At 65.5% G+C, this 15,781-nt stretch carries 14 protein-coding genes and 1 tRNA gene; 6 read left to right on the top strand and 9 right to left on the bottom strand.

All coding sequences use genetic code 11. The features are described from left to right. Window positions 1-127: 127 nt before the first annotated feature. Window positions 128-204: transfer RNA gene (locus IHE57_RS15080), tRNA-Met, on the bottom strand. Window positions 205-372: 168 nt separating this feature from the next. Between IHE57_RS15080 and IHE57_RS15075 the strand changes: the two genes are divergently transcribed. Further along, window positions 373-921 carry a YceI family protein gene (locus IHE57_RS15075; RefSeq protein ID WP_209325076.1) on the top strand — a complete coding sequence of 183 codons (549 nt, stop codon included), beginning with the start codon at window positions 373-375 and terminating at the stop codon, window positions 919-921. A 143-nt stretch (window positions 922-1,064) separates the two neighbouring features. On the opposite strand, the gene IHE57_RS15070 is transcribed toward IHE57_RS15075, so the two are convergent. From IHE57_RS15070 to IHE57_RS15050, 5 genes are read right to left on the bottom strand one after another with little or no spacing between them, the layout of a single operon-like run. Next, window positions 1,065-2,330 carry an aminotransferase class I/II-fold pyridoxal phosphate-dependent enzyme gene (locus IHE57_RS15070; protein WP_209325077.1) on the bottom strand — a complete coding sequence of 422 codons (1,266 nt, stop codon included), beginning with the start codon at window positions 2,328-2,330 and terminating at the stop codon, window positions 1,065-1,067. Then, on the bottom strand, window positions 2,330-3,121 hold the full coding sequence (locus IHE57_RS15065) for an inositol monophosphatase family protein (protein ID WP_209325078.1): 792 nt from the start codon (window positions 3,119-3,121) through the stop codon (window positions 2,330-2,332). Before IHE57_RS15065 ends, IHE57_RS15070 begins: the two co-directional genes overlap by 1 nt. Window positions 3,122-3,130: 9 nt before the next feature. Beyond that, complete coding sequence (rsgA, locus tag IHE57_RS15060; RefSeq protein ID WP_209374385.1) at window positions 3,131-4,186, bottom strand: ribosome small subunit-dependent GTPase A; 1,056 nt, start codon at window positions 4,184-4,186, stop codon at window positions 3,131-3,133. A gap of 1 nt (window position 4,187) precedes the next feature. After that, window positions 4,188-5,528: a 3-phosphoshikimate 1-carboxyvinyltransferase gene (aroA, locus tag IHE57_RS15055; RefSeq protein WP_209325080.1), complete on the bottom strand. Its 1,341-nt coding sequence runs from the start codon at window positions 5,526-5,528 to the stop codon at window positions 4,188-4,190. Further along, window positions 5,521-6,018: a DoxX family protein gene (locus IHE57_RS15050; RefSeq protein WP_209325081.1), complete on the bottom strand. Its 498-nt coding sequence runs from the start codon at window positions 6,016-6,018 to the stop codon at window positions 5,521-5,523. Before IHE57_RS15050 ends, aroA begins: the two co-directional genes overlap by 8 nt. Before the next feature lie 144 nt (window positions 6,019-6,162). Between IHE57_RS15050 and IHE57_RS15045 the strand changes: the two genes are divergently transcribed. Both IHE57_RS15045 and rsrA read left to right on the top strand, forming a co-directional pair. After that, a complete protein-coding gene (locus tag IHE57_RS15045; RefSeq protein ID WP_425491450.1) occupies window positions 6,163-6,819 on the top strand; it encodes a sigma-70 family RNA polymerase sigma factor in 657 nt (218 codons plus the stop codon). Then, window positions 6,816-7,085 carry a mycothiol system anti-sigma-R factor gene (rsrA, locus tag IHE57_RS15040; protein ID WP_209325083.1) on the top strand — a complete coding sequence of 90 codons (270 nt, stop codon included), beginning with the start codon at window positions 6,816-6,818 and terminating at the stop codon, window positions 7,083-7,085. Before IHE57_RS15045 ends, rsrA begins: the two co-directional genes overlap by 4 nt. Before the next feature lie 95 nt (window positions 7,086-7,180). Here the strand turns inward: rsrA and IHE57_RS16855 are convergent, their stop codons facing one another. The 3 genes from IHE57_RS16855 to IHE57_RS15030 all read right to left on the bottom strand — a co-directional run bounded on the left by IHE57_RS16855 (window position 7,181) and on the right by IHE57_RS15030 (window position 11,696). After that, complete coding sequence (locus tag IHE57_RS16855; protein WP_425491453.1) at window positions 7,181-7,255, bottom strand: 50S ribosomal protein bL37; 75 nt, start codon at window positions 7,253-7,255, stop codon at window positions 7,181-7,183. Window positions 7,256-7,362: 107 nt separating this feature from the next. Continuing rightward, entirely contained in the window at window positions 7,363-7,977 is a 615-nt protein-coding gene (locus IHE57_RS15035; RefSeq protein WP_209325084.1) for a GDSL-type esterase/lipase family protein, read from the bottom strand. Continuing rightward, window positions 7,974-11,696, bottom strand: coding sequence for a multifunctional oxoglutarate decarboxylase/oxoglutarate dehydrogenase thiamine pyrophosphate-binding subunit/dihydrolipoyllysine-residue succinyltransferase subunit (locus IHE57_RS15030; protein WP_209325085.1), 3,723 nt, complete (start codon window positions 11,694-11,696; stop codon window positions 7,974-7,976). The genes IHE57_RS15035 and IHE57_RS15030 overlap by 4 nt, the downstream gene beginning before the upstream one ends. Before the next feature lie 101 nt (window positions 11,697-11,797). Here IHE57_RS15030 and guaB1 point away from each other — a divergent pair, with 101 nt between their 5' ends. The 3 genes from guaB1 (at window position 11,798) to IHE57_RS15015 (ending at window position 15,776) form a co-directional block, all read left to right on the top strand. Further along, window positions 11,798-13,255 carry a GMP reductase gene (gene guaB1, locus IHE57_RS15025; protein WP_209374383.1) on the top strand — a complete coding sequence of 486 codons (1,458 nt, stop codon included), beginning with the start codon at window positions 11,798-11,800 and terminating at the stop codon, window positions 13,253-13,255. A 131-nt stretch (window positions 13,256-13,386) separates the two neighbouring features. Beyond that, complete coding sequence (locus IHE57_RS15020) at window positions 13,387-14,718, top strand: hemolysin family protein (protein WP_209325087.1); 1,332 nt, start codon at window positions 13,387-13,389, stop codon at window positions 14,716-14,718. After that, entirely contained in the window at window positions 14,715-15,776 is a 1,062-nt protein-coding gene (locus tag IHE57_RS15015; protein WP_209374381.1) for a hemolysin family protein, read from the top strand. Before IHE57_RS15020 ends, IHE57_RS15015 begins: the two co-directional genes overlap by 4 nt. Window positions 15,777-15,781: the final 5 nt, after the last annotated feature.

Below are 15,781 nucleotides of genomic sequence, written 5' to 3'. Positions count from 1 at the left end.
ATGTTCAACCCGGTCTTGCCCTACTGGCTACTGGGCAAGCAGGCTATCCTGTACACACATTTTGGCCTATAACCCGTGAATGAGAAGAACCCCCATCCAGTTGAACTGGATGAGGGTTCTGCCACTTTGGTGGCGGGGGGAGGATTTGAACCTCCGACCTCCGGGTTATGAGCCCGGCGAGCTACCGAACTGCTCCACCCCGCGGCGTGTCCTCAACATTACACGAGGGGTTGTGTCGAGACAAAACCGAAGACAGGTGACCTCCGCCACATGTCCACTTGCCGTTCACTTCGGCTCAGCGGGGCTTGCTTATGGTTGAAACATAAACTATAGTCACTGCTGTACTTCAAATTTCAACCAAAAGGAGAAATCATGACTGCTCTGCCTCAGGGACTCACCGCCGGAACTTGGAACATCGACCCCGTGCACTCGGAGTTCACCTTCACCGCTCGCCACGCCGGCGTCTCCAAAGTCCGTGGCCACTTCGAGGAGATCGCAGGCGCTGCGAACATCGCAGAGACTCTCGAGGACAGCTCCGTGACCGCCGAGGCCACTGCCTCCTCGATCAACACCCGCAACGAGCAGCGTGACGGTCACCTCCAGGGCGGCGACTTCTTCCTCGCCGAGGAGCACCCGAAGCTGACCTTCACGTCGACCGCGATCAAGGCCGATGCTGCAGATGAGTTCGAGACCATCGGTGAGCTGACGATGCGCGGAGTGACGAAGGAGGTCGCCTTCTCGACCGAATTCGCCGGCGTTGCCACTGACCCGAACGGAAACCAGGTCGCCGGCATGTCGGCAGCTGCAACCGTCAATCGCCGGGACTTCGGCATGTCCTTCGACGCCGTCCTCGGTGGGGGAGAGCTGCTCGTGTCCGACAAGATCAAGATCGAACTCGAGCTCGAACTCGTCAAGGCCTGACGGGCACTCCTGCGTTCCGGCGCGCCCGAGACGGGAATCCCTCCCGGGCAGTCCGGCCGGTACCAGAGCTCGACAGAAGGGGCGAACCGCATACGATGCGGTTCGCCCCTTCGTGCGTCTCCGTCGGCGGAGACCGCGGAGACTCAGCTCCGAAGCTTCAGGGCCTCAGGGTACTGCCGGAGATGACTTCCGAGCGCGATGAACTGCTGTGCGCCCTTGTCGACGTCGGCGACGGACTTGCAGAACGAATACCGGATCGACGAGCGATAGGCGCTGTAGGCCGGGCTGCCGGGCCTGCAGAGAGCTGGCACCGGAATCCCGACGAGGGAGAATTCCCTGGCCAGCAGGTCGTTGAGCGCAAAGGCATCGAGATCGGTCAGCGCAGAGAAGTCCATGACGGTGAAGTACCCGGCCTGCGGCGTCGACACGATCGCTCCCGGCACAGTGCGGCAGGCGGGCACGAGCACCTCGGCGCGGGCGGCCAATGATGCGCGGTTCTCCTCAACGAAGCGGGAATCGCTGGTCAGCATCGTCGCCATGCCGATCTGCATCGGGCCGCCGGCGGTGAAGGTGAGGAACTGCTTGACCGCCTGGATCGCCTCACGCACCTCGGGAGGAGCGATGACCCACCCGATCTTCCATCCCGTGGCGTTCCAGGATTTGCCCGCCGAGGAGACCGTGACGACCCGTGCCGCGTCCTCGATGGCCACGGCCGGAGGAATATGGGCCTGCTCGGTGAGGACGAGCTGTTCGTAGACTTCGTCGGAGAGGACCCAGGCGTCTGCGGCTTCGGCGGCACGTCCGATATGAGCGAGGTCGTCCGCGGAGAAGATGCAGCCGGTGGGGTTGTGCGGGGTGTTGACGAGGATGATCGCCGGGTCCACCTCGCCGACGACCCGGTCGAAGAGGTCCCAGTCGGGTGTGAATCCCCCATAGCCGTCGGGCAGGATCGGCACCGTGTGCAGACTGCCTCCGGCAGCGGTGACGGCGGCGGGATAGGAGTCGTAGAACGGTTCGAAGGCGACGAGGCTGCGGCCGCGGGGCAGGAGTGCGAGGATCGCGGCCGTCAGCCCCTCGGTGGCGCCGGCGGTGTAGAGCACCTCGGCAGGATCGACCCGCTGCCCGAAATCGCGTTCGCGCTGCTGGGCGACGGCCTCGAGCAGCTGCGGAAAGCCCTGTCCCGGGGCGTACTGGTTGAATCCGGCTCGCATCGCCTCGGTGCTGGCGTCGATGAGTTCGGACGGTGGTTCGGTCCCCGGCGCTCCCTGACCGAGGTTGACCGCGCCGAGCTGTGCTGCGAGCTCGGTCATCTGACCGTAGATCGTTTCGCCGATGGTTCCATCGGGATTGGTCAGTCCCGCGGACTCGGCCATCGCGTGCCACAGGCCCGCGCGGCGGATATCAGGCATCACTCGGTCTCCTTCGGTGCGACTCGGCCGAGCCGGTCGAGGACCGACTCGTGGAATCGGGAGTTGCTCGCGACGGCATTGCCGCCGAAGGGCCCGGGGAGTCCCACGGTGTTCGTGAATGCTCCTCCGGCCTCGACCACGATGGGCGCAAGGGCTCCCATGTCGTAGAGGGCGAGCTCCGGTTCGCAGGCGAGGTCGACGGCGCCTTCGGCCAGGAGCATATACGAGTAGAAATCACCGTAGCCGCGGGTGCGCCACATGGATTCGGCGAGTTCGAGGAACTCGTCGAGCACGCCCAGTTCCTTCCATCCGGACAGCGAGGCATAGGACAGCGACGCATCCGAGAGACGGTCGACTTCGGACACCGATATCCGTTTCGCCGGCGCGCCCAACGCCGAAGCGAAGGCCCCCTGACCGGCCGCGGCCCACCAGCGTCGGCCCAATGCCGGCGCGGAGACCACACCGAGCAGATACTCCTCACCGTCGTAGAGCGAGATGAGGCTCGCCCAGATGGGAACCCCGCGGACAAAGTTCTTCGTGCCGTCGATGGGGTCGATGATCCAGCGTCGTGATGAATCTCCGTGTGAGCCGAATTCCTCGCCGAGGACGCTGTCGTCCGGGCGCGCCTGGGCCAGTCGGTCCATGATGGCCTTCTCCACAGCGCGGTCGCATTCGGTGACCGGCGTGAGATCGGGTTTCGTCTCGACGGTGAAGTCCTGGTCCGTGAAATGCGGGAGGCTGATGCCGTCGGCGAGGTCGGCGAGTTCGATCGCCAGGTCGAGGTCGTTCATGCCCTCAGCCTATCCAGTCGAGGGCAGCAGCCGACGCAGGGACTCCAGCCGTGAGACTCCTCCGGGGCCGGCGTGCCCCTCGGCGACCCAGTCGTCGAGGCGGCAGCCGGGGGAGTCCGACAGGTGGGTGCAGCCGCGGGGGCAGTCAGCAGTGGCGGCGACGAGTTCGGGAAAGGCAGACAGCACCGTCTCCCGGTCGACGTGCGCGAGTCCGAAGCTGCGCACGCCGGGAGTGTCGATGAGCCAGCCCCCGCCCGCGAGCGGGAGGCACACGGCCGAGGACGAGGTGTGCCGTCCGCGTCCCGTGACGTCGTTGACATGCCCCGTGGCGCGTTCGGCGGCGGGCACGAGTGCGTTCGTCAGCGTCGATTTGCCGACCCCCGAGTGCCCGACGAGGACACTCATCCTGTCCGCCAGCCTGTCTGCGATCTCCGTGTCGACCCTCTCATTCTCCGGGTCGAGAGCCGACTCGACGATGTCGACTCCGCTGGCGAAGAACCGCTGCCTGATCTCAGCAGCAGACCGCAGATCGGTCTTGGTGATGATGAGCAGCGGAGTGATGTCCGCATCGAAGGCGGCGACGAGGGCACGATCGATGAGTCCGTATGAGGGCTCGGGGTCCACTGTGGCGGTGACGATGCCCAAGACATCGACGTTGGCGACGATGACGCGTTCGGTCGGGTCGGTGTCATCGGCGCTGCGTCGCAGCAGGTTCTGCCGTTCGGTGATCTCGACCAGACGAGCCAGCGTGCCGGATCGGCCCGAGGTGTCCCCGACGAGCTTGACGATGTCTCCGGGGACGATGGCCCGACGGCGCAGGTGCGAGGCGCGCACAGCCGTCACCGAGGCGGAGCGGCAGCGGTCCTCTGACCCGGCCTGCGAGTGCGCCGGTGTCGTGAATTCCCCCACCGAATCGGCGAGAGTGACCCGATACCGCCCCCGATCGACGGCTGTGACCAGGCCGGACACGGCGTCGGTGTGGTCGGGGCGGTTTTTCGTCCGGGGACGTGAACCGCGCCGGTTCGGTCGGGGACGGTAGTCCTCGTCGCGGTAGATCTTCGCCATCTCAGGTCCCGGAGGAGAGCATGGCTTCCCACAGCTGGATGAAATCCGGCAGCGTCTTGGCCACGGTTCCCGCGTTCTCGACGACCAGCCCTTTGGTGCGCAGGGCGAGGATCGCGCCGGCCATCACCATGCGATGGTCGTGGTAGGTGTGCCACAGGGCTGCCCGAAGGTCCGTGGTTCCGGTGATCGTCAGTGCATCCGGATGTTCCACGACTTCGACTCCGACGGCACCGAGTTCCCGGGTGAGAGCAGCCAACCGATCCGTCTCGTGTCCGCGCAGATGCCCGATCCGGCGCAGGTGCGAGGTTCCGTTTGCCAGGGCCGCCAGGGCGGAGACGACCGGGGTGAGTTCGCCGACCGCGGAGAGGTCGAGATCGACTGCCTCGAGAGTCTCCGGTCCCCGCACGTGCAGGCCCTCGCGGTCGAGGACCACATCTGCGCCGAAGGCCTCAGCGATCCTGCGGAATTCGTCCCCGGCCTGAGTGGTGTGCACCGGCCAGTCCGCGACGGTGACCGAGCCACCGGAGGCGAGTGCGGCCGCGGCGAAGGCAGCGGCGTTGGACAGGTCGGGTTCGACCTCGACGTCGAGTCCGCGCGGCAGACCAGGCTCCACAACCCAGTGTTCGGGTTCGGGTTCGCTGATGTCGACTCCGGCGTCCCTGAGGACCTCGATCGTCATATCGACATGGGTGCGGCTGGGCACCGCGGCCCCGGTGTTGACCAGGTCGAGTCCCAAAGGCATGACGGGTGCCGTCAGCAGGAGTCCGGAGACGAACTGGCTCGAAGCACCGGCATCGATCTCGAGATGGCCGCCGCGCGGCTGAGAGGAGGCGTGGATGCTCAGCGGCAGCAGACCGTTGGGCGAGGAGATCGACGCACCGAGACGGACCAAGGAGTCCACAGTCACGGACATCGGCCGCACGCGCGCTTGCTCGTCACCGTCGATCACGACTTCGCGACCGGTGAGCGCGGCCAGCGGAGGGATGAAGCGCATGACGGTTCCGGCCAGTCCGCAGTCGATGGTCACCGGATCGGCCGGGGACTCGGAGCGAGCCGGTGAAGGGGAGACGGTGAGATCGATGGGTTCGATATGGAGCACATCGCCGTCTTCGTCGATGACGGCACCGAGTCTGCGCAGCGCCTCGATCATGAGCAGCGTGTCCCGGCTGCGCAGCCATCCTCTGAGGACAGAGGCTGACTCAGCCAGCGCGGCGAGGACGAGATACCGGTTCGTCAGCGATTTCGAACCGGGGACGGAAACGGTGGCAGTGATGCCCGAGCCGCCGACCGGCGCCTTCCAGTCGCCGGCCGCCGGGAGTGTGTCAGTGGGGATGTCAGTCAACTCCGAGTGCGCTCAGTGCCTGCTTGGACGTGTCTTCGACGCTGGACCACAGGTCCTCGGCAGCATGCTGCGTGCGCCACCACAGGCCGGGCCGACCGGCGGTGTCGACGCTGGCCAGGAGCGCACCGCCGAGCATGGAGGTCCGCTGCAGCGTGCGCTCGGTGCGAGCCTTCTTCTCTTCCTTCGACGTGGTCTTCTCCGCTGCGAGACGCTCACCCACTGTGTCGAGCAGGTAAGTGCCGACGAGGATCGAAGCACTGATGCGGGGGAAGCGTCCGATGGCCAGCAGCGAACCTGCCGCGACCTGGGCGACGCCGGTGGCGCGCGCGAGAGTCGGAGCGTCCACGGGCACATCGATCCTTTTGCGAGCCTGGTTGAGCAGAGGACCGACCGATGCTGCAGCGGCCTCCGGCCGACGCAGACGATCGACGCCGTTGAGGATGTAGCCGGCGGCCAACATGGGCCGTGCGATGAATCGGATGGGAGACACTGTGGTCCTTCCTACGTGGCGGGCATCTCAATGGCAAGCATAACCGCTGTACAGGGAATAGTGGGACCACGGTCCGATGTTGCATGGGTGAAGCCGATCGGCGGGTGGGACCCGTCGCGAGTCGACAGGCAGAAGGAGAAGTCCATGAGTGCCACTGCCGTCCTGGAGAGAACGGGCGTACCATTGGCTGTGATGACCGAATCAGTCAAAGAAGTCCCCGAGACGGCCGCCGAGAGGTCGGAGCGTTTCGAGCGAGACGCTTTAGAATATGTCAACCAGCTCTACGCGGCTGCGTTGCGGATGACCCGCAACCCCGCGGACGCCGAGGACCTCGTCCAGGAAGCCTATGCGAAAGCGTACGCGGCGTTCCACCAGTACAAGCCCGGCACGAACCTCAAGGCATGGCTGTACCGGATTCTGACGAACACCTTCATCAACAACTACCGGAAGCAGCAGCGGCAGCCGAAGGAGCACGGCAGCGAAGACATCGAGGACTGGCAGATCGCTCAGGCGGACAGCCATTCGTCCTCTGGAGGACGTTCAGCCGAACTCGAAGCGCTCGACCACCTGCCCGACACCGACGTCAAGGATGCGCTCACGGCCCTGCCCGAGGACTTCCGCATGGTCGTCTACTATGCCGATGTCGAAGGCCTGCCATACAAGGAGATCGCCGAGATCATGGAGACCCCGATCGGCACCGTGATGTCCCGCCTGCACCGTGGACGGCGTCAGCTGCGGGAGATGCTGGCCGACTACGCCGCGGAGCGCGGTTTCGTGAAGCCCGAGGGAGGTGCGAAATGAGCGACGAAGAATGCTGCGAAAGCGTCAGGGCGGAATCGCTGACGCGCATCTACCATTATCTCGACGGCGAACTGACGACGACGGAGATCCGGGAGATCTCGGTCCATCTCGAGCAGTGTCCCTCATGTCATGACGAATACGAGATCGAGGCGCTGCTCAAGGAGCTCGTGCGCCGCTCGTGCAGCCACGACCGGGCACCGATGGGTCTGCGGGAGAAGATCCGACAGCGGATCGCACTCGAGCAGACGTCCTGGCCCGGCGTCTGAGTCGGCGGGAGCCGATGTCCGGAGACAGATGACGAGGGCGGGAAGAGAATCGAATTCTCTTCCCGCCCTCGTCGTGTACTGAACGAATCAGTGCATCAGCTGTTCGGACGCTTGCCGTGGTTCGCTTTGGAACGACGGCGATCGCGACGCTTACGGCCACGCTTGCTCATTGTGCTCTCCTTCAATAGACGGTTCATTCTCTCATGATCGCCGGAGCAGGGCAAAGCCGGTGCGGGCACCGGGCACATGCGCTCCTGCCGGCGAGGAAGCTTCGCACTCAGCTGTCGCCGAGGACGTCGCGGACTCCCAGCCAGTTGAACCAGCCGCGATGGAGGACCAGCCAGGCCAGCAGACCGTAGCCCTCCTGCGCGGGCAGATGATCTCGCGATGAGGCGACCTCGCGCTGCCAGACGGGATGTCCGAGCAGGGGAGTGAAGGCATCGACATAGGTGATCCCACGCCTCTTCGCCACATCGGAGAAGCTCGTATTGAGCTCCGCGATGCGACGATTGCGATCTCCGTCGTGCTCCGGCGGAGGCCCGAGCACGAACGTCGACACCTTCCTGGCCAGCGCTTCGTCGAGGACGTTGGCCACGTCGAGGCGAGCCCTGGCGACCGAACGACCTGTATCGAGATCACCCGAGCCCAGAGCCAGCACCAGACGATTGTCACCGTCGGGGGTGAACCGCAGCGACGCCTCGGCGATGGTCCGGGCGTGGAGGCCGGAGGAGTCCTCGCCGGGCACCGCCAGAGGATAGACCTTGAGGTCGGGCAGACTCGGCAGAGTCCTTGCGGTCACCCGGCCGACCCACCCGAGACCACGGCCATCGCCGTGGCCGGCGACCAGGGGGCCTCCGACCACGGCGATGGTTGTGGTGACGTCGCTGCTCACCGGCTGAGGATCCGGTCGACGAGATCCTGCTGCTGCACCTCGTGGATGTGCTTGAGTCCCGTTGAGGTGGCGGCGGAAGCCGGCCGTGAGGTCACCTTGAGCTCACGGCCGCCGAGCAGCGCGGGCAGATGCAGAGCCATGAACGGCCACGCGCCCTGGTTCTCCGGTTCCTCCTGCGCCCACACGATCTCGGCATCGGCCGGGTAACGGTCGAGGACAGCGGTGATTGCCTCCTCGTCGAGCGGGTAGAGCTGCTCGAGACGGACGAGGGCCGTCTTCGTGTCGTTCTCCTTCTCCCGCTTGGCCTTGAGCTCCCAGTAGAGCTTGCCGGACACCATCACGACGCGGTCGACCTGACCGGCATCGATCTCGGCGTCGTCGATGACCGCTTGGAAGCTGCCCGTGGTGAAGTCCTCCGGCGAGTTCGCGGCGGCCTTGAGGCGCAGCATCGACTTCGGGGTGAAGACGATGAGCGGACGCTTGTTCGTCGTCGTCGCGTGACGGCGCAGCAGGTGGAAGTACGAGGCGCCGTTGGAGGGGTAGGCGACCGTCATGTTCGACTCCGCGCACAGCTGCAGGTAGCGCTCGATCCGGCCCGAGGAGTGGTCGGGTCCCTGACCCTCATACCCATGGGGCAGGAGCATGACGACTCCGGAGTTCTGCTGCCACTTCTGCTCGGATGACGAGATGAACTCGTCGATGACGGTCTGCGCACCCTGCGCGAAGTCACCGAACTGAGCCTCCCAGGCCACCAGTGCGTCCTTGCGTTGGACGGAATAGCCGTATTCGAAGCCGACTGCGGCGTATTCGCTCAGCAGCGAGTCATAGACCAGGAATCGAGCCTGATCCTCGGTGAGATTCTGCAGCGGGGTCCACTCGTTTCCGTTGACCGAATCGATGAGCACGGAGTGGCGCTGGACGAAGGTGCCGCGGCGGGAATCCTGTCCGGCCAGACGCACCGGCACTCCGTCCATGAGGAGCGAACCGAAGGCGATGAGCTCGGCGAAGCCCCAGTCGATGCCGCCCGACAGGGACATCTCCTTGCGCTTCTCCAGCAGGGCCCGCAGCTTCTTGTGGATCGTGAAGTCCGCGGGCACCTCGGCGAACGCCTCTCCGATGCGCTGGAGGGTCTCGGTGCTGATGGCCGTGTCGGCATCGTTGTACGTCTCGATGTCGCTGGGCTCGTAAGGAGCGTTGAAGGCCTCACCGTCATAGGGACCGGTCTCGGCCTCCTTGGTCTCGGCGAACGCCGACTCCAGCTTCGACTGGTAGTCCTTGAGCGCCTCGGCGGCCTCCTCGTCGGTGATGCACTTCCTGCCCACGAGGGATTCGGTGTAGAGCTTGCGCACCGAACCCTTCTTCTCGATGAGGGAGTACATCAGCGGCTGTGTCATCGAGGGGTCGTCGCCCTCGTTGTGGCCCCGGCGACGGTAGCAGACGAGATCGATGACGACGTCGCGGTTGAATTCCTGCCGGTACTCGAAGGCCAGGCGGGCGGCGCGCACGACCGCTTCCGGGTCATCGCCGTTGACGTGGAAGATCGGGGCGTTGATCGACTTCGCCACGTCCGTGCAGTAGAAGGACGAACGCGCCGAGGCGGGCGGAGTGGTGAACCCGACCTGGTTGTTGATGACGATATGGACGGTTCCACCGGTGCGGTAGCCGCGCAGCTCCGAGAGGTTGAGCGTTTCGGTGACCACGCCCTGACCGGCGAAGGCGGCATCGCCGTGAACGAGGACCGGCAACACCGTGAATCCCGATTCGCCCTGGTCGATGAGGTCCTGTTTGGCACGGACGATGCCCTCGAGGACCGGGTCGACGGTCTCCAGGTGGCTGGGATTGGCCGCCACGTAGACGTCGGTCGTGTTGCCCGACGGAGAGGTGAAGGAGCCCTGCGTCCCGAGGTGGTACTTGACATCGCCGGAGCCCTGCACGCTGTCCGGGTTCATGGTGCCGTCGAATTCGCGGAAGATCTGCCCATAGCTCTTGCCCGCGATGTTCGTCAGCACGTTGAGGCGACCGCGGTGTGCCATGCCGATCGCGACCTCGTCGAGTCCGGTGTCCGCGGACTGATTGAGGATCTCGTCGAGCATGACGATCGCGGACTCGCCGCCTTCGAGGCTGAAGCGCTTCTGCCCGATGTACTTCGTCTGCAGGAAGGTCTCGAACGCTTCCGCGGCGTTGAGTCGACCGAGGATGTGTCCCTGCTCGGAGCGAGTCAGCTCCTGATGGGGCACCTCGATCTTCGACTGGAACCAGCGCCGCTGCACCGGGTCGGCGATGTGCATGTACTCGAAGCCGATGGTGCGGCAGTAGCTCTCACGCAGCAGTCCGAGGATGTTGCGGAAGGGCATCATCGCCTTGGCGCCGAAACCGCCGGTGGGGAACTCGCGTTCGAGATCCCACAGCGTCAGACCGTGCTGGTTGATGTCGAGATCCGGATGGGACCGCTGACGGTAGACCAGGGGGTCGATGTTGGCCATGAGGTGGCCGCGGGTGCGGTAGGCGTCGATGAGCTCGATGACGCGGGCGGTCTTGTTGACGTCGTCCTGATCCTCGGCGGAGACGTCGGGCACCCAGCGGACGGGCTCATAGGGCAGGCGCAGCGATTCGAAGACGTCGTCGTAGAAGCCGTCCTCGCCCAGCAGGTAGCTGTGGACGAGTTTGAGGAACTCGCCGGAGCCCGCGCCCTGGATGACACGGTGATCATAGGTCGAGGTCAGGGTCAGCACCTTGGACACGGCCAGGGTGTTGATGGTCTGCTGGCTCGCGCCCTGGAACTCGGCGGGGTAGTCGAGAGCGCCGACGCCGATGATGCAGCCCTGCCCCTTGGTCAGGCGCGGCACCGAGTGCACGGTGCCGATGCCGCCGGGGTTGGTCAGCGAGACCGTGGTGCCGGCGAAGTCGTCGGCGGTGAGCTTGCCCTTGCGCGCCTTGTCGACGAGGCCGTCGTAGGCGTCGACGAACTGGCGGAAGGTCAGGGTTTCGGCCTTCTTGACATTGGGCACGAGCAGCGTGCGTGTGCCGTCCTTCTTCGGCACGTCGATGGCCAGTCCGAAGTTGATGTGGGCCGGCGAGACCATCACGGGCTTGCCGTCGCGGACATCGTAGGACACGTTCTGCGAGGGGAAATTCTGCAGCGCACGGATGACGGCGTAGCCGATGAGGTGCGTGAAGGAGACTTTGCCGCCGCGGGTGCGCTTGAGATGCGAGTTGATGACGATGCGGTTGTCGATGAGCGCCTTGGCAGGCAGTGACCGGACGGAGGTGGCGGTCGGGACTTCGATCGACTCATCCATGTTCTTGGCGATGAGCTTCGCGGGGCCGCGCAGGGGAGTGATCGTCTCCTCCGGGGCGGCCTTCGGCGCGGTCTCCTTGGCAGTGACCTGGGGGACGGACTTCGTCTCGGCCTTCAGAGTCTCGGACTCGGCCGAAGACGGCGAGACGCCGCGCGAGGTCTCCCGTGCAGTGGATGGAGCCGCCGAGGAACCGGAGGCCTTGGCCTCCGGCTTCGCAGCGGGCTTGTCGGCCGGCTTCGCAGCGGGCTGGGAAGCAGCGGTCTGGGAGCCGCCGCTGTTCTTCTCGTACTTGTCGAAGAACGGCCACCAGGACTTGTCGACCGAGTTCTTATCTGACTTGTACTGCTCATACAATTCCTCGACCAGCCACTCGTTGGACCCGAAGTCTTCAACGGTGCGGTTCGGAGTATTGACGGACACGGCGCTGATCGCCTACTTCCTGATTCAAGACTTGCTGCTTAACGACAACCCCAGCCTAACGCGATGTGCCCCGCAATGTGCACATAAGGGACAATAGTGTTATGCGTTTCATCTCAAATGACCCGAACAGTGATCTGACCTACTCCGATGTGTTCCTCGTCCCGAACTCATCGTCGCTGACCTCCCGCTTCGACGTCGACCTCGCAACGACCGATCCGACGGGGTCGACGACTCCTCTCGTGGCCGCGAACATGACCGCCGTCTCGGGGCGGCGGATGGCCGAGACAATGGCTCGCCGAGGCGGACTGGCGGTGCTTCCCCAGGACATCCCGCTGACCGCGGCCCGGGACACCATCACCTGGGTCAAGAGCCGCGATCGGATCTTCGAGTCCGCTCTGCGCTTCGCGCCGGAGGACACGGTGCTCAACGCGCTGCACGTGCTGGCCAAGCGCCCCCACGGCTTCGGAGTCGTCGTCGATGCCGCCGGACGACTCGAGGGCATCATCGATGCGGCGGGTCTGCGCGACGTCGATCGCTTCACCTCGGTCTCCGAGCTCCTCGACACCTCACCGCACATCATCCGCGCCTCAGAGATCGACTGGGCCGATGATGCGCAGCTCGAATCCCTCTTCGAGTCCATGACCGAATCCCGCGCGGAATTCGCCGCGGTCGTCGACGACGGCAATACCGTGCTCGGCGGTCTGACGCCGAAGTCCCTGCTGCGCTCGTCGATCTACGCTCCGAACGTCGACGAGCACGACCGGCTCAAGATCGCCGCGGCCATCGGTGTCAACGGCGCGGCGGTCGAGCGGGCCACCGCGCTGGTCGAGGCCGGTGCCGATGCCCTCGTCGTCGACACAGCCCACGGGCACCAGGTGAAGATGCTCGATGTGCTCTCCGCGATCGCCGATGCCGACCTCGGCGTGCCGATCGTCGCCGGCAACGTCGTCACCGCCGAAGGCGTGCGGGATCTCGTTTCGGCCGGTGCGCAGATCGTCAAGGTCGGGGTGGGCCCCGGAGCGATGTGCACGACGAGGATGATGACAGCGGTCGGACGCCCGCAGTTCTCCGCTGTGCTCGAATGCGCCGAGGCCGCCCGTGGACTCGGGGCCCATGTCTGGGCCGACGGGGGAGTCCGCTACCCCCGCGACGTCGCCCTGGCACTCGCGGCCGGCGCTTCGCAGGTCATGGTCGGCTCCTGGTTCGCCGGCACCCACGAATCGCCCGGTGACCTCCTCGTCGACGGCGAGGGGCGGAAATACAAGGAGAGCTTCGGCATGGCCTCTGCGCGTGCGGTGGCCAATCGAACCCGTACGGAGTCGGCATTCTCCCGGGCTCGGAAGGGACTGTTCGAAGAGGGCATCTCTTCGTCGACCATGTACATCGACCCTGAATCTCCTGGGGTCGAGGACCTGCTCGATGGGATCACCTCGGGCGTACGCAGCTCCTTCACGTACGCCGGGGCCCGGAATCTCGAGGAATTCGCGCAGTTGGCCGCGGTCGGCGTGCAGAGCGCTGCCGGTTACGAAGAGGGCAGGCCGCTGTCCGGAAGTTGGTAAGATCTCTCCATGCACAGTGACAGTCCCGGCCGGCGGGAAGCCGGCGCCCCTGACGACGACCCTCATCCCGCGAGGGTCCGTCTTCTCACTCCTGCAGATCTGCCTACCGCGAACGGCGGGGATCGTCGCTGATGGAATGGCTGTTCCTCGCTCTCGCTCTGTTCCTCATCCTCGGTACGGGCGTGTTCGTCGCGGCCGAGTTCTCATTGCTCACCCTCGATCGCCACACTGCCGACAAAGCCGTCGACGCCGGAGTCGTCGGGGCGAAGACGCTGCGCCGGTCGATGACCCACCTGTCCACCCAGCTGTCGGCGGCGCAGGTGGGCATCACGATCACGACGCTGCTCACGGGCTATCTCATGGAGCCGTCCCTGGGCAAGCTGCTGGCTCCTGTGTTCGAGGACTGGGGAGCCGGCCCCGGACTCGCCGCTCCGCTGGCGCTGACCATCGCCCTCATCATCTCCACAGTGGGGTCGATGATCTTCGGTGAGCTCGTGCCGAAGAACCTCGCGATCGCGGTGCCGCTGGCCACCGGACGGATCGCCGCCCCGATCCAGTATGTGTTCTCGATCGTCTTCAAGCCGGTCATCGCCGTGCTCAACGGCACGGCCAACAAGATCCTGCTGTCGATGGGCGTCGAACCGCAGGAGGAGGGCTCGGTCGGCCGGTCTCCGGAGGAGCTAACCTCGCTCGTGAGGCACTCCGCCGAGGAGGGCGTGCTCGACGAGCAGACAGCCGATCTGCTCGAGCGCACGCTGAGCTTCTCCGAGCGGACCGCCGAAGATGTGATGACTCCGCGCACACGCATGTCGACGGTGGCCAAGGACACGACGGCACGCCAGATCATCGAACAGGCCCGGGAGACCGGCTTCTCCCGCTTTCCCGTCGCCGGCGAGGACAAGGACCACATCGTGGGCGTCGTCCACGTCAAACAGGCGTTCGCGGTGCCGCCGGCGAACCGCGACGACGCCTATGCGGGCGGTCTCATGACCGAAGTCACCGAGATCCCGGAGACGCAGAGGCTCGACCCGCTGCTCATGGAGCTGCGGGCCACCGGCCTCCAGATGGCCGTGGTCGTCGACGAATTCGGCGGCACCGCCGGAGTGGTCACCCTCGAGGACGTCGTCGAGGAACTCGTCGGCGAGGTCGCGGACGAGCACGACCGGATGCGGGTTGCTGCGCGGCCGGCGCGCGACGGTTCCTGGATCGTGCCGGGACAGCTGCGACCCGACGAGATCTCGTCGACGATGGGCATCACCATCCCGGAGGACTCCGATTACGAGACCTTGGCCGGGTTCGTGCTCAAAGAGCTCGGCCGGATTCCGGAGCCCGGTGACCAAGTGCGCACCGATGAGGCGCTCATCCGTGTGGAGCGGATGCACGGGCGACGGATCGAACGCCTGCGGGTGGTGCTGCGCTCCACCGATGCGGGCGCCGTCGAAGCGGGAGGTGAGAGCCTGTGAGCACCGATTGGTTCGGTTTGATCTGGTTGGTCGTGCTCCTGCTGGGCAACTCGTTCTTCGTCGCCGCGGAATTCGCCGTGGTCGCGGCAAAACGCTCGCAGGTCGAACCCCGTGCGGCCGAGGGTTCAGCTGCCGCGAAGACCGCTCTCTACGCGATGGAGCACGTCTCTGTGATGCTGGCGATCTGCCAGCTCGGCATCACCGTGTGCTCACTGCTGCTGGGCAATGTGGCCGAACCGGCCATCCACCATCTGCTCGCCGGTCCGCTCGAGGGACTCGGCATCCCAGCCGGGCTGTCCTCGACGATCTCCTTCATTCTCGCGTTGGGGGTGGTCACCTACCTGCACGTGGTCATCGGCGAGATGGTGCCCAAGAACCTCGCTCTGGCGGCTTCCGGCCAAGCAGTGATGCTGCTGGCCACGCCTCTGGTCTTCCTCGCCCGCGTCTTCGGCTTCGTCATCCGGCCGCTCAACGGTCTGGCCAACGGGATCCTCCATCTGTTCAAGATCGAGGCCCGTGACGAGGTGAACGAGGCGTACACGATCGAGCAGGTCGAATCGATCGTGGCCGAGTCGAAGCGCGAGGGCCTCCTCAGCGACGATACGGGCCTGCTCAAGGGGGCCCTGGAGTTCAGCGACAAGACCGCCGCCGACATCATGGTCCCGATGTCCGAGCTCGTCGCGATCTCTGACAAGGTGACGCCGAACGAACTTGTGACCCTGGTCGGCAAGACCGGCTTCTCGAGGTACTTCGTCGTCGGCGAGGACGGATATCCCCAGCACTACCTCCACATCAAGGACGTCCTGTACGCCGACACCGATGACGCCTTCGGCGCACCCGTTCCGAGCAAGCGGTTCCGACCGCTGTTCACGGTCACCGCCGATGACGAGATCGAAGAGGCGCTGGCGCAGATGCAGAAGGTCGGGATCCACGTGGCCCGGGTCATCGACGCGCAGGCGCACGTGCTCGGTCTGCTCTTCCTCGAGGACGTGCTCGAGGAGCTCGTCGGCGAGGTCCAGGACGCCATGCAGCGAGGACGTTTCGACTTTCGCCGCTGAGGTCG

Source organism: Brevibacterium renqingii (assembly GCF_017808105.1).
Taxonomy (GTDB): domain Bacteria; phylum Actinomycetota; class Actinomycetes; order Actinomycetales; family Brevibacteriaceae; genus Brevibacterium; species Brevibacterium renqingii.
The sequence above is the reverse complement of the archived record's forward strand: the minus strand, read 5'-3'. Positions and strand labels throughout refer to the sequence as shown.

Coding starts and splice junctions, on each gene's coding strand:
- IHE57_RS15075 (WP_209325076.1), top strand. CDS start 373: ATGACTGCTCTGCCTCAGGGACTCACCGCCGGAACTTGGAACATCGAC.
- IHE57_RS15070 (WP_209325077.1), bottom strand. CDS start 2,330: ATGCCTGATATCCGCCGCGCGGGCCTGTGGCACGCGATGGCCGAGTCC.
- IHE57_RS15065 (WP_209325078.1), bottom strand. CDS start 3,121: ATGAACGACCTCGACCTGGCGATCGAACTCGCCGACCTCGCCGACGGC.
- rsgA (WP_209374385.1), bottom strand. CDS start 4,186: ATGGCGAAGATCTACCGCGACGAGGACTACCGTCCCCGACCGAACCGG.
- IHE57_RS15045 (WP_425491450.1), top strand. CDS start 6,163: ATGAGTGCCACTGCCGTCCTGGAGAGAACGGGCGTACCATTGGCTGTG.
- rsrA (WP_209325083.1), top strand. CDS start 6,816: ATGAGCGACGAAGAATGCTGCGAAAGCGTCAGGGCGGAATCGCTGACG.
- guaB1 (WP_209374383.1), top strand. CDS start 11,798: ATGCGTTTCATCTCAAATGACCCGAACAGTGATCTGACCTACTCCGAT.
- IHE57_RS15020 (WP_209325087.1), top strand. CDS start 13,387: ATGGAATGGCTGTTCCTCGCTCTCGCTCTGTTCCTCATCCTCGGTACG.